This window comes from Gilvibacter sp. (genome assembly GCF_013214815.1).
Classification (GTDB): Bacteria; Bacteroidota; Bacteroidia; order Flavobacteriales; family Flavobacteriaceae; genus Gilvibacter.
In genome coordinates, this window is sequence record NZ_JABSPU010000009.1 from 47,735 (window position 1) to 69,288 (window position 21,554).

Sequence of the window (21,554 nt, forward strand, 5' to 3'; positions counted from 1 at the left end):
ACCATGACCAGAATTGGAATGCTGTTTTTGGCAGTGCTCAGCGTCATGATTGTCGCTTGTGAGGACTCCAATAAAGAAGAAGAACGAACGGCTAAAGCAAGTACGAAAAAGCCCAAAGATGAAGCCAAAGAGGCGCGCAAAGCCTTATTTGAGCTTTTATCGGTCGATCAGACCGGGATCAATTTCTCCAATACTTTGGTAGATGACGTTTCTACCATGGAGAACCTATTCAACTTCGACTATTTCTATAACGGAGCTGGAGTAGCTGTTGCTGATCTGAACGGTGACGGTCTAGAAGACATTTTCTTTGCTGGTAATCAGCAGCCCAACAAACTCTACAAGAATCTCGGGGATCTGAAATTTGAAGATGTCAGTGAAGCCGCTAAGATCAATGAAGGGAAAGTTTGGGCCAATGGAGTGACCGTGGCCGATGTCAACAACGATGGTTTGCTCGACATTTATGTGAGTCAAGGAGGGCCAAAGCAAAAGGAAGACCGCGAGAATTTACTGTTCATCAATAAAGGAAATTTTGAGTTCGAAGAGTCCGCCAAAGCCTACGGATTGAATGACCGAGGGATCAGCACTCAAGCGGCTTTCTTTGATTATGATAAGGACGGTGACCTGGACTGCGTAGTCTCCAATGAAAATGAATTTTACGGTTTGGATCCGCAGCGCTTCTTCGCGACTATTGATAAAAGCGACGCCAATCTATACAACAGCAGTACGCATTTGTATCGCAATGATGGAGGGCGTTTCACGGATGTGACCAAACGCGCTGGTGTTCTCAACGCCTCTTTTGGACTGGGACTCAGCGTTAGCGATATCAATCAAGATGGCTGGCTGGATATTTACGTTGCCAACGATTACTACGTGCCCGATGCGCTTTACATCAATCAAGGTGATGGAACTTTTAAGAATCAGGTTAAAGAAACTACCAAGCAAGTCTCTTTTTATGGGATGGGTGTGGATATAGGCGATCTCAATAACGATGGCCTCAAGGACATCTTTGTACTCGATATGGCCTCTAGTGATCACATCAGATCTAAAACCCTTATGGCCTCAATGAATGAAGCTCGTTTTTCTTTGCTGGTGGATACTTACGATATGCCGTATCAGTATATGTACAATTCGGTACAGCTCAATCAAGGTGACGCCAAGTTCATCAATGTGGCGCAACAGACCAAAATGGCCAAAACAGATTGGTCTTGGGCTGGCTTGATGACGGACTACGATTTGGACGGAAATAAAGACATTTATGTGACCAACGGTTACCGACGGTATGCTTTAGATAACGATTTGCGCCGTCAAGTGGCCGAGGTACAACGCGCTTATGCTGGGCAGGTCCCTGTTGAAGTGAAGAAGCAACTCTATGACGCCATGCCCTCAGAGAAGCTCTCTAACATTATGTTTTGGAACAAAGGAGATCTGGCCTTTGAGAACCAAGCCTATCAGTGGGGATTGGCCAATCCGTCATTTTCCAACGGTGCCGTTTACGCAGATTTGGATAATGACGGGGATCTGGAACTGATAGTGAACAATATTGATGAAGCTGCGTTTGTTTATAAGAACACTGCCGTGGAGCGCAGCCTGAATAATTTTATAACAGTCAAAACAGAAGGGAAGCTTTCCGAAGCCTTTCCGCAGATCTTTTTGACACAAAAATCGGGCAACACCCAGCTCATTGAGGCCAAGCGTGTACGTGGATACCTCTCTGCAACGACCAATACTGCTTCTTTTGGAATAGGAAAAGATTCAGAAGTTGCTGAGGTAAAAGTGGTTTGGCCTAGTGGAAAGCAAGAAATAAGAAACAATATTACAGCCAATAGCACATTGACCTTTAAAGAGGCAGATGCTACAGATTCTGGCCGTAATGTAAATCCGTCAAAGGCTATGCTTAAGGCCACAGCTTCAGCAATGGGCTTGGATTTTGAGCATAAAGAAAACGATTACAACGACTTTAGCTTAGAGGTACTTCTGCCTTATAAACAGTCAACCATGGGACCTTTTATGGCCACAGCGGATATTAACGGTGACGGATTGGAAGATGTCTTTGTAGGCGGTGCTGCAGGGCAGAGCGCTTATTTGTTCAAACAAACGGAGAGCGGTTTTAGCCGCGTGCGTGTTCCAGCTTTTACTACAGATGCGGATGCTGAGGATATGAAAGCAGTTTTCTTTGATGCCGATGGTGATGCAGATATGGATCTGTATGTGGTCAGTGGTGGAAACGCTTTTGCTCAGGGATCCATTAAATACACCGACCGCTTGTACCTCAATGACGGTCAGGGCGGTTTTACCAAAAGTGAGAACTCAGGTTTAGCGTCTTTTAAACAAAGTGGACATGCTGTTGCAGCAATAGATTTTGACCAGGATGGCGATATGGATTTGATGGTCGGGAATCGTATGCTTCCACAGCAATACCCACAAGCCGCGCCGAGTTATTTGCTAAAGAACGACGGTAGTGGACAATTTTCACCGGCGGGAAGTGCTGCATTTCCAGATGCTGCGGGTCTAGGATTAGTAAACGATCTATTGGTGACTGACTTTGACAATGACGGTTGGTCCGATCTTATCTTGGCTACCGAATGGGATGCGGTGAAAATGTATCGCAACAATCAAGGCAGTTTTGAGGCCTATCAAGGCGTAGCTGGTCTGGCCGACCAAAAAGGATGGTGGTTCTCCATCAACCAAGCCGATCTCAATAAAGACGGGAAACCTGATTACATCCTCGGCAATCTTGGCGTGAATAGCAAGTACAAGGCTACTGCGAGTTCCCCACTTAAGGTTTACGGATATGATTTTGATGATAACGGAACCTTTGATCTGGTTTTGAGTAGTAAATACAACGGTCGGGATGTTCCGGTTAGAGGTAGAGAGTGCTCTTCTCAGCAAATGCCCTTCATCGCTCAGAAATTTGAAACTTATGCCGCCTTTGCGAACGCTTCATTGCAAGACATTTACGGCGCCAAATTGAACAGCGCCTACCAACGAGAGGTCAATCAGTTTCACTCAATGGTGCTACTCAGTAATAGTTCTGGTGGACACGATCTCACCGAATTGCCAGCTTATGCACAAACTGCTCCTATTTTAGGCGGGATTACTTTGGATGTTGATACGGAAGGTTCTCCGGCGTTTGTGGCAGTGGGTAATATTTACAATACAGAGGTAGAAACCCCGCGTATGGATATGGGAACCGGATTGGTATTGCAGTGGCAAGACGATTCGTTCAAAGCTAGTGGCGGGCCATCAACTTTTTACGTAGAAGGTGACGCCAAATCCATAACAGCAATAAACCACAAAGGGACGGGCAAAACACTCGTGCTTGTTGGAAGGAACAATGCGCCTCTGGCAGTGTTTGAGCTCGTAAAATCCTAAGCTAGAATTTGTACTTGTCTTTCCAAAGCTGACTCAGGTAGTCTTTAAGGGCGCGTTCTCTTTTGTTATTCCCAGGTCGGTAAAAGTTGTAATTGCTGAGTTCTTCCGGTAAGAATTGATGCGGTACAAAATTGCCTTCATAATTATGGGCGTATTGATAACCTTCTGAATAACCCAATTCTTTCATCAATTTAGTAGGAGCATTGCGAATGGATAAAGGTACGGGTAAATCACCTTGCGCCTTTACCGCCGCTTGTGCTTCATTTATGGCCACGTAAGAGGCATTGCTCTTTGCTGAGGTTGCTAAATAAATGGCGCATTGAGAAAGTATGATTCGAGCTTCCGGATAACCAATAACACTTACGGCTTGAAAAGTATTGTTGGCAACCATTAACGCCTGCGGATTCGCATTGCCAATATCCTCAGAGGCTAGGATCAAAAGTCTGCGCGCAATGAATTTTACATCTTCGCCGCCTTCGATCATCCGGGCCAGCCAATAGACTGCTGCGTTAGGATCACTTCCTCGTATCGATTTAATAAAGGCAGAAACAATATCATAATGCTGTTCTCCGGTTTTGTCATAGCGCACTACGTTCTGTTGTACCTTTTGGGTGACCAGATCATCAGTGATAGTTACACTATCAGAATCTGCCGTGGCAACAACCAATTCGAGGATATTGAGCAATTTTCTGGCGTCACCTCCAGAAATGCGTAACATAGCTTCTGTTTCCTGCAGTTTTATATCTTTTTTACTCAGTATGTCATCCTGAGCAATTGCGCGCTTTAAAAGTGCCTCTAAATCGTTTTTAGAGAAGGCATTGAGCACATAGACCTGACAGCGTGACAATAATGCGGGAATTACCTCAAAACTTGGATTTTCTGTTGTGGCGCCAATTAGGGTAACCCAACCTTTTTCAACGGCTTCTAAAAGAGAATCTTGTTGAGACTTACTGAAGCGATGAATCTCATCTATGAACAGCAAAGGGTTTTTGGTAGTGAAAAGTCCATCTTCTTTTTTAGCCCGATTGATCACCTCTCGGACATCTTTAACACCACTGCTAATTGCACTGAGTTTAAAAAAGGGACGTTCTACCGTATTGGCAATGATGGTAGCTAAAGTTGTCTTACCCGTTCCCGGTGGTCCCCAGAGGATCAAAGAGGGCAGTATGCCTTGTTTGATCTGATTGGTCAGTGACCCTTCAGGCCCTACTAAGTGTTGCTGACTGATATAGTTGTCCAGCGTTCTGGGTCGGATCCGTTCTGCCAAAGGTGCATTCATGGCCTAAAAATACAAGATTTTAAACCAAAAGCACTGCTACTATTTTTAGCAAATTCCTTAGAGTTTTGTAAAGAGCAATTCAACGTCTACTTGCTGCCCCGAACAACTGTTGGTAACGTCATCGAGAAACCGCAAAGTGAAAATGGAATCGTTTGCGACATCAAAGCGGCCAGTAGCGCCTAAGGGAAAACCAAGAGTTATGTTCTCGCCACCGCAAGCCAATCCGGTGTATTCTTCATATGGGAAGTACGCTCTCTCTGAAAAGAATTCAATAATGAAAGTTGTCGGAATGTCGAATCCGAGTTCTGCCAAATAGACGGCGTCAAATGCGCGTTGCATTTCATTTAATTTGACAGCCTCTGCAGTAATCCCTGATGCCATGGCATCGTTGAGTAAGGTGAGCATAACTCCGCCACCGTCAGGATCAAAGGTGTCATAACCAAATATGCTGGGTGTGATCTGTTTTACCCAGTAATCTCCGGTGAACTCGTCTTCGTCTAGCGGAGTCAGCAGTTTTTCAAAAGGCAGTTTGTTTTCAATTTGTTGGGATACGCGAATTGAAGCCTGCTTGCTCGGGCCGGTTTCTGCTTGTTGTTCAGATCCCTCAAGGTTATCTGTCTTGCTGCAGGCTGAGGCGAGCAGCGCTAAGAATAGCATTGTTAATCGGTTGATGCGTGTTTTTATAGTGATCTTTTCTTTTAAGACTGCGGAGGGGCTAGAGGGTTGCGTAAACTGCCAAATAATCAGGTCAGAACACTTGGCCGAATTTTTGATACTTTAGTTGCGCATGCAAAAAATCGAATATCCTTCTGTTTTTGAATTTCGCCGAATCGCTATTTCGGTGGGTTTGGTCATGTTGTTGTGGATTGCACTATGGGCGGATCTCCGGTTTGATCTAAACTTGCGCAGCTGGGGTGTTTATCCAAGAACTTTTGAAGGCTTAAAGGGAATTGTGTTTACTCCTTTCATCCACAAAGACCTCAGTCACTTGACCAACAACAGTATTTCTCTAGTAGCACTGCTGTGGTTTCTGTTTTACTTTTATCCAAAAGCAGCCTGGAAGGTCTTGCTTTACGGCGCCATACTTTCTGGACTAGGGACCTGGCTGATCGGTAGACCTGCTTTTCATATAGGCGCTAGTGGTATCGTCTACATGCTTGTGAGTTTTCTATTCTTTAAAGGAGTCTTTAGTGGTTACTACAGACTTATAGCTTTATCCCTAATAGTGGTATTCTTATACGGTGGACTCTTGTGGTATGTGTTTCCGATCGATCCAAAGATCTCCTGGGAAGGTCATTTATCCGGATTCTTTGTGGGTTTTGTATTCGCTGGAGTTGTTAAAAGCGGAGTGACCCAAGAATATCACTACCCCTGGGAGCATCCAGAATTTGATCCTTCAAAGGATCCATTCATGAGACGTTTTGATGAACAGGGTAATTTTGTACCCGATGAGCCGGAACCAGAGCCGGAGGATGAAACAGATCATCAACCGCAAAAGATCGAGATCAAATACAATTTTAAGCCGTCCTCAAAGGACAGTGAGTAAGTTTAAGACAGGCGTTGACGTTTGGCTTCAAACAGAATGACCGCACTGGCAACTGCTACATTCAATGAATCTACTTCTGCAGCAATAGGAATGTGTATTTGCGTGTCGATCATCTTAAGTACAGAAGGGTTAATACCACGACCTTCTGAACCCATAACTAGCGCAAAACCATTTTTAAGATCAGTATTGTATAGCGATTGTTCGCCCTTCTCGGTAGCGGCAATCAATGGGATGCCTTCAGCTTGAAAATAGAACAGGGCATCTTTGATATGATCAACCTTACAAATTGGGATTTTGAATAAAGTACCTGCAGAGGTTTTAACGGCATCTGCATTTACAGGTGCGCCACCTTTTTTCTGAATGATGATACCATGGGCGCCGGCTGCCACCGCAGATCTAATAATAGCGCCAAAGTTTCGGACATCACTGATCTGATCTAATAAGATGAAAAGGGGAGGGGTAGAAGCCTCATTGGCCATAGTGACCATTTCTTCTAAGGTCACAAAAGAAACCGGAGCAATGTTAGCAACGATTCCTTGGTGATTGCGTCCTTTGGAGAGTTTTTGAAGTTTCTCCATGGGAACATAAGAGATCGTCGCACCTTGTTTTGCGCATTCGTTAAGTAAGGCCTTTACTTTTGGATGTTGCTGATTGGTTTGAGCAAATACTTTAGAAATATTCATTGAGGCTTGTAGCGCTTCTTCTAAAGCGTGAATACCGTAGATACGACTGACTTGTTCTTCCATAGGGCAAAAATAAAAAAGCTGCCTCGAAAGGCAGCTTTTTCTATATAATAAGTGAGAATCTTATTGTTTAGTAAGTGTAGCGAACACGTCTCTTGGTCCTTCACCACAATCGCTTCCTTCATTATCAGTAAAGCGGATGATGAATACAGAGTCATCTCCAGTTGTGTACTCACCCAAGTCTCCGTTTGGAGATGGGCCAATAGTTAGACCAGAAGAACACTGCAGTCCAGAGTTCTGTCCTGGAGGAATCACAACTGTGTTACAGATAAACTGCATTGCGAAATCTACAGGATCTTGTCCTACACCAGCATCAGGAAGGTATACGTAGTCGAAAGCACGATCTACAGAAGTACCACCTTCTGGGAAATACATCTCTACGATTACTCCTTCTTCAAATACGTTGAAGTCAAGTACTCCAGGAACACCGTTTGTGATTTGGTATGGTCCTAGGAACTCTTCTTCACCTACAGGACATACTACTGGAGTAGTGTACTGGAATGGAGAAGCAAAGAAACCACCGGTAATGATACCACCAGCGTTGTTTACAGAGAATACACGTCCGTCAGTTAGGTTAAGTGCGAAACGAGTAGTAAAGGTGTCACCACCAAAAATCGCATCACCAGTTAATCCTACTGCCGCTAACATTTCAGTTAAAGTAAGCGTGTAAGTAGTTCTTGGAAGACCGAATGGTCCTGGAGAGAACTCGCTAGCTGGAATGTTACGGATAAATACTTCCTCAGTGGTAGCTGCAGAAGAATCACCTTCGTCAGCAGAACCATCAGCAAAAGTCAAGTAAGCGTCAACACTTTCTAGAAGTGCTCCACCTTGATTGTCTTGCTCTTCGATCTCAACAGAGAATACAGCGTCAGTAGAACCTAAAGGAAGTTCATTTGAAGTAATAGCGATAGTTCTAAGAACAGCACCATTAGTTACACCGTCAAATACCTGATCAATCGTATTGTTTGAGTCTTCCTCACAAGAAGTTGTACCCATAACGAGTACAGCTCCTAGTGCGGCAAATTTTAATAGATTTTTCATTCTTATCAATTTTTTTTCAATTAGTTAGCAGGTGGGAAAGCTGGTCCAGCTGGTTGAGTATCCCAGAATACCTGCGTTGCGTTGTCTTGTCGTTGAGTAACGTTTGGATTCGCAATAACCTCTACAGATGGGTACAAGAAAGTTCTTGGGAACACACCTGGATCTGGCTCTACGTTTGGATCAAGTGTAGTTGGGTAACCTGTTCTTCTGTAGAAGTTGTAGGCATCACCAGCACCACCAAACATAGTAACGAAGTACTGCTCAGCAAGAGCATTCCAAGAGTCGTCAGAAGTATCAGTAATCATCCCTGATTTAGCAGCGATAAAGTCAGATACTGTAGTCGCGTCTGGCTCGAAAGACGTGTCGCGGTTTGTATCAAGTGCACCGAAAGATTGAACTTTAGCGATAGACTTAGTTAAACCAGCTTCAACAAATCCAGCAGCAGCTGTTGGAGATCCACCAGCAAGAGCTACTTCAGCTCTCCAGAAGTCAACGTAAGAAGCAAGAATGATAGGCTCAATTCCTTCTCCTAGTCCACCAACATCTTGGTTAAGTCCTCCAAAACTGTTGTCATCAAATAATCCACCAGCAGGATATACACCTACAGCAGTACGTGTAAAGTTATCTGGAGGAGTACCGTCATCATCACCGTGGTTACGACCCCAGTATCCATCTTCTAAGAAGCAGTAAGGGATACCAGCGTATTGTGGTGGAGCAGATTCAAGAGAACAAGAAAGTGTCTCACCATTTCCTTCAGGCTGACAAGATGCACCAGGAGTACAATCTGCCTGACGGAAGAAATAGTAACGAATACGTGGGTCATCATCAGAACCATCAGCAGCATCAGCATCTTGCATAAGACGCATCAACCACATTGACTGGTAAATGTTAGCACCAGATACAGTGTAGTCTGCATTATAGTCTGGGTGACGAGTGTTCGGGTTCAATAACTGAGTACCATATTTGAACTCAAAGTCTTGAGAGCTATCAGCGATAAAGTTACCGCTAGAAGCGATCGTGTTGAATTCAGCTAGGTTTCCAGTAGTCAATGAATGACGCATGATCAATGTGTTAACCAAACGAGTCCAGTTGTCTGTGTCTCCTTCGTAAAAGAAGTCAGTAGCTGATCCAACGCTAGCACCAGATAAGAATGCTTTAGACTCATCCAAGCGAGCACGAGCAGCAGCGTAAACTGTAGCGTCGTCATCTAGGGTTGGATTAGGGAACTCATCTGGGTTAAGAGCTTCTGAAAGTGGAATATCACCTAAGAAGTCTACTAACATCATCAATGTATAAGCTTCGATAGCTTTAGAAACTCCCAAGTGAAATTCAAGTCCTCCACCGTTAGCTTCGTTTTGTTGCTCAATAATACGAACGTTAGCGAAGATGCTGCTGTAGGTACGACTCCATACACCATCAAAGGTAGAAGAGTTGTAGTTGTTGAAGTAGTCACGTCCAAACATGTAGTCGATACGTGTCAATTCTGCAGATCTATCGTTAAACGTGATAGCGTTTGTTACAAAAGCACGCTGAATGGTGTTAAGTAACAGATCTGGGTCTGCCTGTTCTGGCGAGATTGCGTTCGGACTTACAAGTTGTTCCAACTCGGTTGTCTCACAAGAGTAGAATAATGATCCACTCGAGATTAACGCAAGTAAAAAGATTTTATAGATTGTTTTCATAACTAAATTAAGAGATTATAATTAGAATGATGCTTTAACGCTAAGTCCGTATCTTCTTGATGAAGGACCGTTGATGTAGTCAAATCCACGTCCGTTACCAATACCAACACCGGCTACGTTAGGGTCAAAGTTTGCTCCGTCAGGAGTGTTGTAAGCATCATACCAAAGGTTGAATCCACTTGCTGTAATTGATAGTGAACCAAATGGTGTTTTTTCTAGCCATTTCTTAGGAACTGTGTATCCGAAAGAAACTTCTTGTAGACGAACTACAGATGCATCATAAACTTGCAATTCTTTAGGTCCGAACAATACGTTCGAGAAGTAGTACTGCGAGTTGTTGATCTGGATTTCGTTAGGCTGACCAGTAGACTGGCTAACACCTGGTAAGATAAACGTATTTGCACGATCTTCAGTCTCAACAATCAAACCACGTCCAAGCAATACTGCGATAGTAGAAGATGCGATATCTCCACCTTTAGTATGGCTAAATTGGAATCCTAGGTTGAAGTTCTTGTATGAAAGACTGTTGATGAAGTTCATTACGTAATCCGGGTTCGGGTTACCGATGATCGGAGTAATCTGACGACCGTCATCAAGAACAACTTGGTCTTCAGTTACGTAGTTACCAGCGCTGTTTACTACGAAGTTTCCAGCGTCATCACGTAGAATACGAGTACCAACTAATACACCTAGCTGCTCACCACGGATAGCGGCGTTAGCTCCAAGGAATGCTGCAGTAGAACCAGCGAAAAGAATTTGATCTTCTTCTTGCTCAGTTACGATCTGCTCACTCTGTGTAAAGTTAACACGAGAATTCCAGTTGAATCCGTCTTCTTTGTCACTCTTAAAAATATCTACACTTAAGTCAACTTCCCATCCGTCACCTTCTACTTTACCAATGTTATCCTGAGTCTGGGTAAATCCAGAAGAAGGAGCCAATGGCTTGAATACGATAAGGTCTTCAGTAGAACGGTCGAAGTAAGAAACGTTCAAGTTAACACGGTTGTTCAAGAAACGAGAGTCAAAACCAAGTTCGAATTCTGAAATAAGTTCAGGCTTCAAGTCTGGGTTAGCACGGAATCCTGAGATCGCGTTTGTAGTAATAGGTCCAACAGCACCACCGTTTCCGTTGATCGCTAAGTTCAAGTTCTGAACTGTTGGGAATCCAGTTGGGAATCCAGCGGAAGTACCAAGACCTGCACGTAACTTCAAGTAGTTAAGTCCCCATTCAGATGAACGAATAGAAGGGAATGCAGCAGTTGGCAAGAACGATGCAGAGATCGAAGGATAGAACTGGCTGTTGTTTTCAGTTGGTAAGTTAGAAACCCAGTCATTACGAGCAGATAGCGTCAAGAACGCCCAGTCGCTGTAGTCGATAGAGGTTTCAGCAAATACACCAACGATGTTTCTGAAAGTTGTATTCTGGATTGGGGTCTGAGTCAAGAAGTTGAAGTGACGTAGTACGCCAAATACGATCTGTCCGTCAGACTGAACACCTTGCTGATCGAAGTTTCTTGAACGGCTAGTTGCACCAGCTGTGAAAGTAATTCCGATATCGTCAGTTAGGTCATAATCACCACTAAGAGTTAAGTAGTGGTCCCAAATACGTACGTTGTTATCCCAAGTGATGTACTGACCAAAGATAGCTTGGTTGAAGTTTACACCATTCTTGTTAGAAAACTGAGTGTTACGTTCGTTATAGAAGTCAACACCCGCACGATATAGTAAGTTCAAGTTGTCGTTGAAGTCATACTGCAGCTGAGCTGTACCGAATACACGGTTAGTCACCTGAGTAGATCCAGCGTTTTCTACTGTCCAGCGTGGGTTTATGATATCGTTACCGTTACGGTAGTAGATAGATCCACCTGTTTCTGGAATAGTATATGGAAGTCCCATCAAGTCTACTGAACGCGGTGTAAAGAATACGTTTGCGAAAGTAGAGAAACCTAAAGTACCGTTACCACGAGAGGCCGCTACTGGAGGAGATGCAACTGCGTTTCTAGAGAAGTTCAATGTTGCAGATACAGTGAAGTTGTTGGTAAGCTGTGCGCGTCCACCAACTGCAAGTGTATTTCTACGAACGTTGTTCCCTGGAGTAAATCCTGTTTCGTCTAAGTGACCGTAGTTAACGTTGTAAGCTAGTTTACCGTCATCAGAGTTTCCACGGATGTTGATAGAGGTGTTAAGTACGTTTCCAGTACGGAAGAAGTTCTCAACACTGTTGTATGGTCTCCACTCGTAACGCTGACCAGCAAAACGATTAGCAAGTTCGTTGTCACCACCATTAAGGTTGTTCAAGAATGCTGAAGTATCGTAAGGGTGAGCCAAAGTTCCTTGAGCGTCGATCAGACCAGCAGGGTCATTCAAATAACCATCAACTCCACCAGCGTCGAAAGAAGGACCCCAGTTAGAGAAGAACCATCCGAAAGACTGGTCGAAACCGTTACCGTATCTGTCTTGGTAGTCAGGTAGAGAAGCAATTTCATTTACGAAGTACGATTGGCTAACTGTGATCTCGGTCTTCTTAGTTGCTTTGTTTGCTCCACCGCCACCAGACTTGGTAGTAATTACAATTACCCCGTTACGTCCAGCTGTACCGTAAAGAGTTGCTGCTGCAAGACCTTTAAGTACGTTTACGCTTTCGATGTTGTTAGGATCTAAGTCTAGGAAACGAGAAGAACCGACGTTACCGTTAAGGAAGTTACCTTGGGCGTTAGTATCACTAGAGAATGGTACACCATCTACAATGAATAATGCCTGGTTACTACCGGTAATCGAATTGTATCCTCGAATTACTACGTTAGTTGCAGATCCAGAAGTACCACTCTGAGAAGTGATCTGTACCCCAGAAGCTTTACCAGAAAGCACACGAGCAACGTCACCTTCTGTACGTTGTTCAATGTCTGCTGATTCAACAGTACTTACCGCATAACCTAGGGCCTTAGCCTCACGCTTGATACCCTGGGCAACTACCAATACTTCTTCAAGCTCGGTTCCCGGTACCATTTGTACGTTAAGAGTAGATGTACTTGCAGTTACTGCGATTTCCTGTTGAGTAAAACCTACGTAACTGTAGACAAGCGTCTGTCCAACTGATGCTCCGATGCTATAATTACCATCAAAGTCAGATTGAGTTCCAGTCGCGGTGCCTTTTACAATAATGTTAACCCCAGGTAAAGGTAAACCGGTATCATCGGTCACGTTACCCGTGATTGTTTTGTCTTGTGCGAACGTCAGTTGCACTACAAACGCCATGAATAGCGTTAAAATTCCACTAAACTTTGTTCTCATTTTTATAATTTATTTGAATTAGCCAATGCCAAAAATCACAATAAAAAGTTAATTACACAAGTTTTTATACTTAAAATTTACTTTTTTTTAAGGTTATTGTTACCCCTGTGTTAAGGCGGTTTTCCTAAAAATTTGAGCGTAAACTGAGGTGGATTTTCGTGTTCGAAAATGAGAAGGGAAGTGACCCTGTTTTTCCGTTTGCGATATTGATCTTAAATACCCCTGCTTTAGATAAAAATCCAAGTCCGATTCCGAAGCTAATCAACTCTTCTTGTGTTTGATTGAGTTCGTTTTCGAGATATCCAACATCCGCAATGCTATGGACATAGAGTCCAGGGTTGACTAAATAGCGGTATTCCGTATTGAGTACGGAGTAGAACTGGGCGTCAATGCTATTCTCGTCAAAGCCCCGTATGGAGGTGATACCTCCAAAGCGCATCAACTCATTGGTGAGGTAGTTGTCACTTATTAAGGTCTCCGTGGTGTTTCTCAGAAAGATAGAGTTGTTGTCATTCAGGTCTAAGATGTAATATCCATCAAAACTGATCTTGACTTGATCGCTGGTCATAGACGCGCTGCGGTTACCGACTTGTCCTTTGAGCTCCCAGCGTGTTTTGTTTGGGAAGAGCAAACTCGGTTGTGGAATCTGGTATTGCAATCCGCCTAAGACAAAATCAGAATTATAATCGTCAATGTTGTTAGCAGTCAAAGTTTCTTCCAAGAGGTTGTTGGATTCAAAGTGGGTGTAACCGGCTAAAGCGCGTAAGCGCGGATTGATCTGATAATGCACTTGAGCTTTTTGCTCTACGGTCACAAAACTGGAATCACGCTTGAAGATGTACAATTCCAAATCGACACCTAAGGGTGTCTTGAATAGATAAGGTAAGGAAGTGGCCACTCTAAAGTTCTGTTGATCACGGCCATCGCTTTTGTAATTGAGGCGGATCTCTTCTCCGAAGTTCAAATTGTTGCGCAGCTCCAGATCGAGGTAGCCGTTAAAAATGATCTTGGAGTCGGTCTCATTATTGGCAAATCCCAGTATGCCGTCAAAACTGTTGCTGGAACGCTTCTTTAAATAAAGGTATACTTCTGTACTGTCTGGCCGAAACAGAACCTCAGGTGCTTTGGTGCTGGTTGCAAAGGGAAGACTTTCTATGGCTTCATAGTTCTTGAGTAATTCTCTGCGATCAAAGACACCTCCAGTTTTTATGCCCGCAAAATATTTCAGATAGGATCTCGGGAACTTTTCATAGCCCTTAATAATGACCTTATCTAAAGAGCGAGCTGTTCCAGACTCTATGCTTAAGGTTCCGCGCATGGTTTGTGGATCTTCAAAATCCAAGTCGACGAGTTGGGCGGCGGCAAAAGCGTTACCCAAACTGTTTTGGTAATCGGTAATGACTTGCATGCTCGCTTCAAGATCTTCAAAGTCTATGAAGATGGTCTTGCTGTCTACCTCTGAAAATAATTTTTCCAGGTCCTTTATGGGGATGCCTGAAAGGCTGTGGTCAATTTTAAATTGAGTCACACGAACTCCTAAATCGTACTTCGCTGTAAAAATGCTGTCCTGTGATTTAACTGGGGTAGTGTACTTCAGATTGAGGTAACCGCCTATGCGCAAGTTTTCTGCCGCTGCTTCTGCAGCTTGATTCATGCTGAGTAGATCTGAGAATTCGCTGGGGCCGATCAGGTTTTGAACTAGGTCTGATTCAGTGTTGGGAATAACCTCAATTTCCAGTTTAAAATTCTGGGCCGAGACCAATCCGCAGAATAGTGTACATATATTAAGGTATAAAGCGCGTTTAAAAAATCGGTTCAAAATCCCTGCTATTAGCTCTGTAAAACTAACGCAAGTGTTCGGTTTTTCATATAAATCAAGTTATCAAAATGTAAGGTTTTGAAAATTACAGACTATACGTTTGAATACTAGAATAATATTTCTACCTTTGCATGCCCTTAAAAAGGGCCTTTTAGAATTTAAAAAAAAGTATAACAAAGGATTTTATGCCAACAATTTCACAATTAGTACGAAAAGGAAGATCCAAAATAACCAAGAAGAGCAAATCGGCTGCTTTGGATTCGTGCCCTCAAAGAAGAGGGGTATGTACTCGTGTGTACACTACCACACCTAAGAAACCTAACTCAGCAATGAGAAAGGTTGCGCGTGTGCGTCTTACCAATGGTAAGGAAGTGAACGCCTACATCCCTGGAGAAGGACACAATCTACAAGAGCACTCGATAGTATTGGTTAGAGGAGGAAGGGTAAAAGATTTGCCGGGAGTTCGTTATCACATTGTACGTGGAGCACTTGACACCGCTGGTGTTGAAGGCCGTCTACAACGTAGATCGAAGTACGGAGCGAAACGCCCAAAGAAGTAAATTAACACCCGTTAAGACGAAGACATGAGAAAAAGACAAGCGAAAAAACGTCCGCTTTTACCAGACCCAAAGTTTAACGATCAACTAGTTACACGTTTTGTGAACATGTTGATGTGGGACGGTAAAAAATCTGTGGCGTTCAAGATATTCTACGATGCGATCGATATCGTAGATCAGAAAAAACAAGACGACGAGAAAACGGCTTTAGAGCTTTGGAAAGACGCACTATCTAACGTAATGCCTCACGTAGAGGTACGTAGCCGTCGAGTGGGAGGAGCAACGTTCCAAATCCCAATGCAAATCAGACCAGACCGCAAGGTTTCTACAGCAATGAAGTGGTTGATCCTTTTTGCGCGCAAGCGTAATGAGAAGTCAATGGCTCAGAAATTGGCTGCAGAGATCCTAGCTGCGGCTAAGGAAGAAGGGGCTGCTGTTAAGAAGCGTGTGGATACACACAAAATGGCAGAAGCAAACAAAGCATTCTCACACTTTAGATTCTAAGACATAAAATGGCAAGAGATTTAAAATTTACTAGAAATATCGGGATCGCTGCCCACATTGATGCGGGTAAGACAACTACAACAGAGCGTATCCTTTATTATACTGGTGTTAGTCACAAGATTGGTGAAGTGCACGATGGTGCTGCAACCATGGACTGGATGGAGCAAGAGCAGGAGCGTGGTATTACAATTACCTCTGCTGCAACTACTTGTACTTGGAACTTCCCGTTAGAGAACGGAAAGCCAACTCCAGACACTAAAGGCTACCACTTCAACATTATCGATACTCCGGGTCACGTTGACTTTACCGTAGAGGTAAACCGTTCTTTACGTGTACTTGACGGATTGGTATTCTTGTTCTCTGCAGTAGACGGAGTTGAGCCTCAATCTGAGACCAACTGGCGTTTGGCAGACAACTACAAAGTGCCACGTATCGGTTTTGTGAACAAGATGGACCGTCAAGGATCAAACTTTATGGCGGTATGTCAGCAGGTAAAAGACATGTTGAAGTCTAACGCAGTGCCAATTGTAATGAACATTGGTGATGAGGCAGACTTTAAAGGTATCGTTGACCTTGTAAAGAACCGTGCTATTGTATGGCATGATGAAACTCAAGGGTCTACTTTTGACGTTATCGATATTCCAGAAGAGCTTAAAGAAGAGGCTGCTATGTTGCGCGGACAACTTATTGAAGAAGTTGCTGCTTATGACGAGAACCTTTTGGAGAAGTTCATGGAAGATGAAAACTCTATTACAGAAGAAGAGGTTCACGCTGCATTGCGTGCCGCTGTAATGGATATGAGTATCATTCCTATGGTTTGTGGATCAGCATTTAAGAACAAAGGTGTTCAGTTCCTATTGGACGCAGTTTGTCGTTACTTGCCTTCTCCAACAGACAAGGAAGGTATTGTAGGTACTAACCCTGATACTGAAGAGGAAGAAGTACGTAAGCCAGATGTAAAGGAGCCATTTGCTGCCCTGGCATTTAAGATCGCTACTGACCCATTCGTAGGTCGTTTGGCTTTCTTTAGAGCGTACTCTGGACGTCTTGATGCAGGATCTTACGTATTGAACAACCGTTCTGGTAAGAAAGAGCGTATCTCACGTATCTACCAAATGCACTCGAACAAGCAAAACGCTATCGAATATATTGAAGCTGGTGATATTGGAGCAGCTGTTGGATTTAAGGACATCAAAACTGGTGATACCCTATCTGACGAGAAGAATCCAATCGTACTTGAGAGTATGGAGTTCCCAGATCCTGTAATCGGTATCGCGGTAGAGCCTAAAACTAAGGCAGACGTAGATAAACTAGGTCTTGCTCTTGGTAAATTGGCTGAAGAGGATCCAACCTTCACCGTACGAACTGATGAGGCTTCTGGACAGACTATTATCTCAGGTATGGGTGAGCTTCACTTGGATATCATTGTTGACCGTCTGAAGCGCGAGTTCAAGGTTGAAGTAAACCAAGGACAGCCTCAGGTAGAGTACAAAGAAGCAATCACACAATCTGCAGATCACAGAGAGGTTTACAAGAAGCAATCTGGTGGTCGTGGTAAGTTTGCCGATATCGTATTTACCATGGAGCCTGTTGAGGACGAAACCAAAACTGGTCTTGAGTTTGTAAACGAGATCAAAGGTGGTAACGTACCAAAAGAATATGTTCCAGCGGTTGAGAAAGGATTTAGAGATGCCATGAAGAACGGTCCTTTGGCTGGTTTCGAAATGGATTCTATGAAAGTTACTTTGAAAGACGGTTCCTTCCACCCTGTGGATTCGGATTCTCTATCTTTCGAATTGGCTGCAAAACTAGGTTACAAAGCTGCTGCTAAGGCTGCACGTGCTGTGATCCTTGAGCCAATCATGAAACTAGAGGTTATTACTCCAGAAGAGAACATGGGTGATATCGTAGGTGACTTGAACCGCCGTCGTGGTCAAGTTAACGATATGGGAGATCGCGCAGGAGCCAAGGTTGTTAAAGCCGAGGTGCCACTTTCTGAAATGTTTGGTTATGTAACTACGTTGCGTACCCTTTCTTCAGGTCGTGCGACTTCAACTATGGAATTCTCTCACTATGCAGAAACTCCTTCTAACATTTCAGAAGAAGTGATCGCTGCTGCTAGAGGAACTGCTAACGTATAATATTCAACAGATGAGTCAGAAAATAAGAATTAAGCTTAAATCTTACGATCACAATTTGGTAGACAAATCTGCTGAAAAAATCGTAAAGACCGTAAAGAGTACTGGTGCTGTAGTAACTGGACCAATTCCACTACCTACACACAAAAAAATCTTTACCGTATTGCGTTCACCTCACGTGAACAAGAAGTCTCGCGAACAGTTCCAATTGAGCTCTTACAAGCGCCTTTTGGATATCTATTCGTCTTCTTCTAAGACCATCGATGCTTTGATGAAGCTTGAATTGCCAAGCGGTGTTGAAGTAGAGATCAAAGTCTAAGTGAAACGCAAGCAGACAGGCTGGTACTGTCTGTAACATGTCCCGAGCGGTTGTCGAGGGAAAAACGGAGAAAAATACATTCAGGGTTGAAAGTATTTTGACCCTGAATTTTTTTGAAATAGGAAGCGTAAGAGCTTCAAAATAAATAAGTAAATAACAATTAATAATTATGTCTGGGTTAATAGGAAGAAAGATAGGAATGACCAGCATCTTTGACGAGAACGGGAAGAACATCCCTTGTACCGTAATTGAAGCAGGTCCCTGTGTTGTTACCCAAGTCAGAACCACAGAGGTTGACGGGTATGAAGCTCTTCAGCTTGGTTTCGATGACGCTAAAAAGGCAAACATGGCTGCCGCTGGGCACGCCAAGAAAGCTGGAACCGTTGCAAAACGTAAAGTCGCCGAATTCCAAGGATTTGAAGAGGAGTATAAACTAGGTGATACGATCACCGTAGAACACTTCGCTGAAGGAGAATTTGTTGATGTATCAGGTACATCAAAAGGAAAAGGATTCCAAGGGGTAGTAAAGCGCCACGGATTTGGCGGGGTTGGACAGGCCACTCACGGTCAGCACAACCGACTACGTGCTCCTGGTTCTATTGGTGCGGCATCTTATCCTGCACGTGTATTCAAAGGAATGCGCATGGCAGGTCAGATGGGCAACGAGAAAGTAAAAGTTCAAAACTTGCGTGTATTGAAAGTAGTTCCTGAAAAGAATCTACTTGTTGTGAAAGGGTGTGTACCTGGACACAAAAACGCTTACGTAACCATTCAGAAATAATGAAAGTAGCAGTATTAGATAAGAACGGAAAAGAAACCGGAAGACAAGTAACCTTGTCTAAGGAGGTTTTCGCAGTAGAGGCTAATGAGCATGCTGTTTACTTAGATGTAAAGCAATACCTAGCTAATCAGCGTCAAGGGACTCACAAGTCTAAAGAGCGCGCTGAGATCGCAGGTTCTACTCGTAAGATCAAAAAGCAAAAAGGTACGGGTACCGCTCGTGCTGGTAGTATCAAATCTCCTGTATTCAAAGGAGGAGGTCGCATCTTCGGACCAAGACCGAGAAACTACCGCTTTAAACTGAACAAAAACCTAAAGCGTCTGGCTCGTAAATCAGCTTTGACGATGAAGGCTAACGATAAGGCCATCCTAGTTGTAGAGGATTTCCAAATGGATACTCCTAAGACTCAGGAATTCTCTCAAGTGATTAAGAATCTGGGACTTGAAAACAAAAAGTCTCTATTCGTGTTGGGAGAGTCAAATAATAACCTATATTTGTCGTCTCGTAATTTAAAAGGTGCAGAAGTTGTAACTAACACAGAATTAAGCACTTACAAAATTATGAACGCAAGTAACGTCGTGTTATTTGAAGGTTCTTTGGAAGGAATTGAAACAAACTTAAGTAAATAAGAAGCGATGAGTGTCTTAATAAAACCCATTATTACGGAAAAGGCTACTGCAGCTGTAGAAGAATTAAACGTCTACGGATTTGAGGTAGCTCCGACGGCGAATAAGGTAGAAATTAAGAAGGCAGTTGAGGCTGCTTACGGCGTTTCTGTTACTAAAGTTCGCACAATAAATGTCCGCCCAGATCGTCGTACTCGTTATACGCGTACGGGGATGCAAACTGGTAAAACAAATGCTTACAAAAAAGCACTTGTACAGGTGGCGGAAGGTGATACAATTGATTTTTACAGTAACATCTAGTATTTCTAGAAAACTAAAACGACAATAATGTCAGTAAGAAAATTAAAGCCTGTCACCCCAGCACAGCGATTTAGAGTAGTTAATGGTTTTGACGCCATTACTACTGACAAGCCGGAGAAAAGCCTATTGGCTCCGAAAAAACGTTCTGGGGGTAGAAACAGTCAAGGAAGAATGACCATGCGCTACAAAGGTGGTGGTCACAAAAGAAAGTATCGAATCATCGATTTTAAGAGAGACAAAGCCGGAGTTCCTGGTACTGTTGCCTCTATTCAGTATGATCCGAACAGAACCGCGTTTATCGCCCTGTTGAACTATCAGGACGGTGAAAAGCGTTACATCATTGCCCAAAACGGCCTTAAAGTAGGACAGAACGTAGTGTCTGGTTCTAAAGTAGCTCCTGAGATCGGGAACGCTATGCCGTTATCGGATATTCCATTAGGTACTATTATTTCATGTATTGAACTGCGTCCAGGACAGGGAGCTGTTATGGCGCGTAGTGCTGGTGCTTTCGCGCAGCTTATGGCTCGTGACGGAAAGTACGCTACCGTGAAATTGCCTTCTGGTGAGACCCGTTTGATTTTAGTGACTTGTATGGCAACTATCGGAGCTGTTTCTAACAGTGACCACCAGTTGTTGGTGTCTGGTAAGGCAGGACGCAGCCGTTGGTTGGGTCGTCGTCCAAGAACTAGACCAGTAGTGATGAACCCAGTCGATCACCCAATGGGTGGTGGTGAAGGGAAGTCCTCTGGAGGTCACCCACGTTCTAGAAATGGTATTCCTGCTAAAGGATTTAGAACCCGTTCTAAGACGAAAGCGAGTAATAAGTACATTGTAGAACGTAGAAAGAAATAATAAGATATGGCACGTTCATTAAAGAAAGGACCTTACGTTCACTATAAATTAGAGAAGAAAGTTCAACAGAATGTTGAGTCGAACAAGAAAAGCGTTATCAAGACTTGGTCTCGCGCTTCTATGATCACTCCTGATTTTGTTGGTCAGACCATTGCCGTTCACAACGGACGTCAGTTTGTTCCTGTTTACGTAACAGAGAACATGGTAGGTCATAAACTAGGAGAGTTTTCACCAACGCGTTCCTTTAGAGGTCACGCGGGGGCTAAAAACAAAGGAAAAAAATAATACGCCATGGGAGTTCGTAAAAGAGAAAGAGCCGAGCAAATGAAAGAAGCCAAAAGAAACATGGCTTTTGCTAAGTTGAATAACTGCCCTACTTCCCCTCGCAAGATGCGTCTGGTAGCAGACCTTATCCGCGGAGAGAAAGTAGACAAGGCGTTGAACATATTGCGCTTCAGCCAAAAAGAAGCTGCTGGTCGTCTAGAAAAGCTTTTGCTTTCGGCCATCGCTAACTGGCAAGCCAAGAACGAAGAAGCTGACGTTGAGTCTGCAGATCTATTTGTAAAAGAGATCCGCGTAGACAGCGCTAGCATGCTTAAGCGTTTGCGTACTGCACCGCAGGGACGCGCGCACAGAATTAGAAAACGCTCTAACCATGTAACCTTGGTACTAGGAGCAAACGATAACTCACAAAGCTAGAAAGT

At 43.6% G+C, this 21,554-nt stretch carries 19 protein-coding genes; 12 read left to right on the plus strand and 7 right to left on the minus strand.

All coding sequences use genetic code 11. From position 1 onward, the window contains the following. Positions 1 to 3 precede the first annotated feature (3 nt). The gene (locus HRT75_RS03525; protein WP_291182750.1) at positions 4 to 3,372 is read left to right on the plus strand and encodes a VCBS repeat-containing protein; all 3,369 of its coding nucleotides are present in this window, start codon (positions 4 to 6) and stop codon (positions 3,370 to 3,372) included. A 1-nt stretch (position 3,373) separates the two neighbouring features. On the opposite strand, the gene HRT75_RS03530 is transcribed toward HRT75_RS03525, so the two are convergent. Together HRT75_RS03530 and HRT75_RS03535 are read right to left on the minus strand one after the other, a co-directional pair. Beyond that, positions 3,374 to 4,651 carry a replication-associated recombination protein A gene (locus HRT75_RS03530; RefSeq protein WP_291182752.1) on the minus strand — a complete coding sequence of 426 codons (1,278 nt, stop codon included), beginning with the start codon at positions 4,649 to 4,651 and terminating at the stop codon, positions 3,374 to 3,376. A gap of 57 nt (positions 4,652 to 4,708) precedes the next feature. Next, on the minus strand, positions 4,709 to 5,308 hold the full coding sequence (locus HRT75_RS03535; protein ID WP_291182754.1) for a hypothetical protein: 600 nt from the start codon (positions 5,306 to 5,308) through the stop codon (positions 4,709 to 4,711). Between the two features lie 130 nt (positions 5,309 to 5,438). Here HRT75_RS03535 and HRT75_RS03540 point away from each other — a divergent pair, with 130 nt between their 5' ends. Beyond that, positions 5,439 to 6,197, plus strand: coding sequence for a rhomboid family intramembrane serine protease (locus HRT75_RS03540; RefSeq protein ID WP_291182757.1), 759 nt, complete (start codon positions 5,439 to 5,441; stop codon positions 6,195 to 6,197). Positions 6,198 to 6,199: 2 nt separating this feature from the next. Here HRT75_RS03540 and rlmB read toward each other — a convergent pair whose 3' ends face one another. The 5 genes from rlmB to HRT75_RS03565 all read right to left on the minus strand — a co-directional run bounded on the left by rlmB (position 6,200) and on the right by HRT75_RS03565 (position 14,773). Next, the gene (gene rlmB, locus HRT75_RS03545) at positions 6,200 to 6,943 is read right to left on the minus strand and encodes a 23S rRNA (guanosine(2251)-2'-O)-methyltransferase RlmB (RefSeq protein ID WP_291182760.1); all 744 of its coding nucleotides are present in this window, start codon (positions 6,941 to 6,943) and stop codon (positions 6,200 to 6,202) included. Between the two features lie 60 nt (positions 6,944 to 7,003). Next, positions 7,004 to 7,981, minus strand: a complete 978-nt coding sequence (locus HRT75_RS03550; RefSeq protein ID WP_291182762.1) for a hypothetical protein — start codon at positions 7,979 to 7,981, stop codon at positions 7,004 to 7,006. A gap of 20 nt (positions 7,982 to 8,001) precedes the next feature. Next, entirely contained in the window at positions 8,002 to 9,585 is a 1,584-nt protein-coding gene (locus HRT75_RS03555) for a SusD/RagB family nutrient-binding outer membrane lipoprotein (RefSeq protein WP_291182764.1), read from the minus strand. A gap of 99 nt (positions 9,586 to 9,684) precedes the next feature. Then, the gene (locus HRT75_RS03560) at positions 9,685 to 12,954 is read right to left on the minus strand and encodes a SusC/RagA family TonB-linked outer membrane protein (RefSeq protein ID WP_291182766.1); all 3,270 of its coding nucleotides are present in this window, start codon (positions 12,952 to 12,954) and stop codon (positions 9,685 to 9,687) included. Between the two features lie 124 nt (positions 12,955 to 13,078). Then, the gene (locus HRT75_RS03565; protein WP_291182768.1) at positions 13,079 to 14,773 is read right to left on the minus strand and encodes a hypothetical protein; all 1,695 of its coding nucleotides are present in this window, start codon (positions 14,771 to 14,773) and stop codon (positions 13,079 to 13,081) included. Positions 14,774 to 14,958: 185 nt separating this feature from the next. On the opposite strand from HRT75_RS03565, the gene rpsL reads away from it, so the two are divergent. The 10 genes from rpsL (at position 14,959) to rplV (ending at position 21,549) form a co-directional block, all read left to right on the plus strand. Then, positions 14,959 to 15,333: a 30S ribosomal protein S12 gene (rpsL, locus tag HRT75_RS03570; RefSeq protein WP_087524602.1), complete on the plus strand. Its 375-nt coding sequence runs from the start codon at positions 14,959 to 14,961 to the stop codon at positions 15,331 to 15,333. A 24-nt stretch (positions 15,334 to 15,357) separates the two neighbouring features. Continuing rightward, entirely contained in the window at positions 15,358 to 15,834 is a 477-nt protein-coding gene (gene rpsG, locus HRT75_RS03575) for a 30S ribosomal protein S7 (RefSeq protein WP_272831772.1), read from the plus strand. 8 nt (positions 15,835 to 15,842) lie between these two features. Beyond that, positions 15,843 to 17,975: an elongation factor G gene (gene fusA / locus HRT75_RS03580; protein ID WP_291182772.1), complete on the plus strand. Its 2,133-nt coding sequence runs from the start codon at positions 15,843 to 15,845 to the stop codon at positions 17,973 to 17,975. Positions 17,976 to 17,985: 10 nt separating this feature from the next. Further along, positions 17,986 to 18,291 carry a 30S ribosomal protein S10 gene (gene rpsJ, locus HRT75_RS03585; protein WP_010181931.1) on the plus strand — a complete coding sequence of 102 codons (306 nt, stop codon included), beginning with the start codon at positions 17,986 to 17,988 and terminating at the stop codon, positions 18,289 to 18,291. A 169-nt stretch (positions 18,292 to 18,460) separates the two neighbouring features. Then, the gene (rplC, locus tag HRT75_RS03590) at positions 18,461 to 19,072 is read left to right on the plus strand and encodes a 50S ribosomal protein L3 (protein WP_272831774.1); all 612 of its coding nucleotides are present in this window, start codon (positions 18,461 to 18,463) and stop codon (positions 19,070 to 19,072) included. Then, complete coding sequence (gene rplD / locus HRT75_RS03595; protein WP_291182775.1) at positions 19,072 to 19,701, plus strand: 50S ribosomal protein L4; 630 nt, start codon at positions 19,072 to 19,074, stop codon at positions 19,699 to 19,701. Before rplC ends, rplD begins: the two co-directional genes overlap by 1 nt. 6 nt (positions 19,702 to 19,707) lie before the next feature. Next, on the plus strand, positions 19,708 to 19,998 hold the full coding sequence (gene rplW / locus HRT75_RS03600) for a 50S ribosomal protein L23 (RefSeq protein WP_272831776.1): 291 nt from the start codon (positions 19,708 to 19,710) through the stop codon (positions 19,996 to 19,998). A gap of 27 nt (positions 19,999 to 20,025) precedes the next feature. Then, positions 20,026 to 20,850, plus strand: a complete 825-nt coding sequence (gene rplB, locus HRT75_RS03605; RefSeq protein WP_272831777.1) for a 50S ribosomal protein L2 — start codon at positions 20,026 to 20,028, stop codon at positions 20,848 to 20,850. A gap of 6 nt (positions 20,851 to 20,856) precedes the next feature. Next, positions 20,857 to 21,135: a 30S ribosomal protein S19 gene (gene rpsS / locus HRT75_RS03610; RefSeq protein ID WP_087524609.1), complete on the plus strand. Its 279-nt coding sequence runs from the start codon at positions 20,857 to 20,859 to the stop codon at positions 21,133 to 21,135. Between the two features lie 6 nt (positions 21,136 to 21,141). Continuing rightward, positions 21,142 to 21,549 (plus strand): 50S ribosomal protein L22, encoded by a 408-nt coding sequence (gene rplV / locus HRT75_RS03615; protein ID WP_272831778.1) that lies wholly within the window; start codon positions 21,142 to 21,144, stop codon positions 21,547 to 21,549. Positions 21,550 to 21,554: the final 5 nt, after the last annotated feature.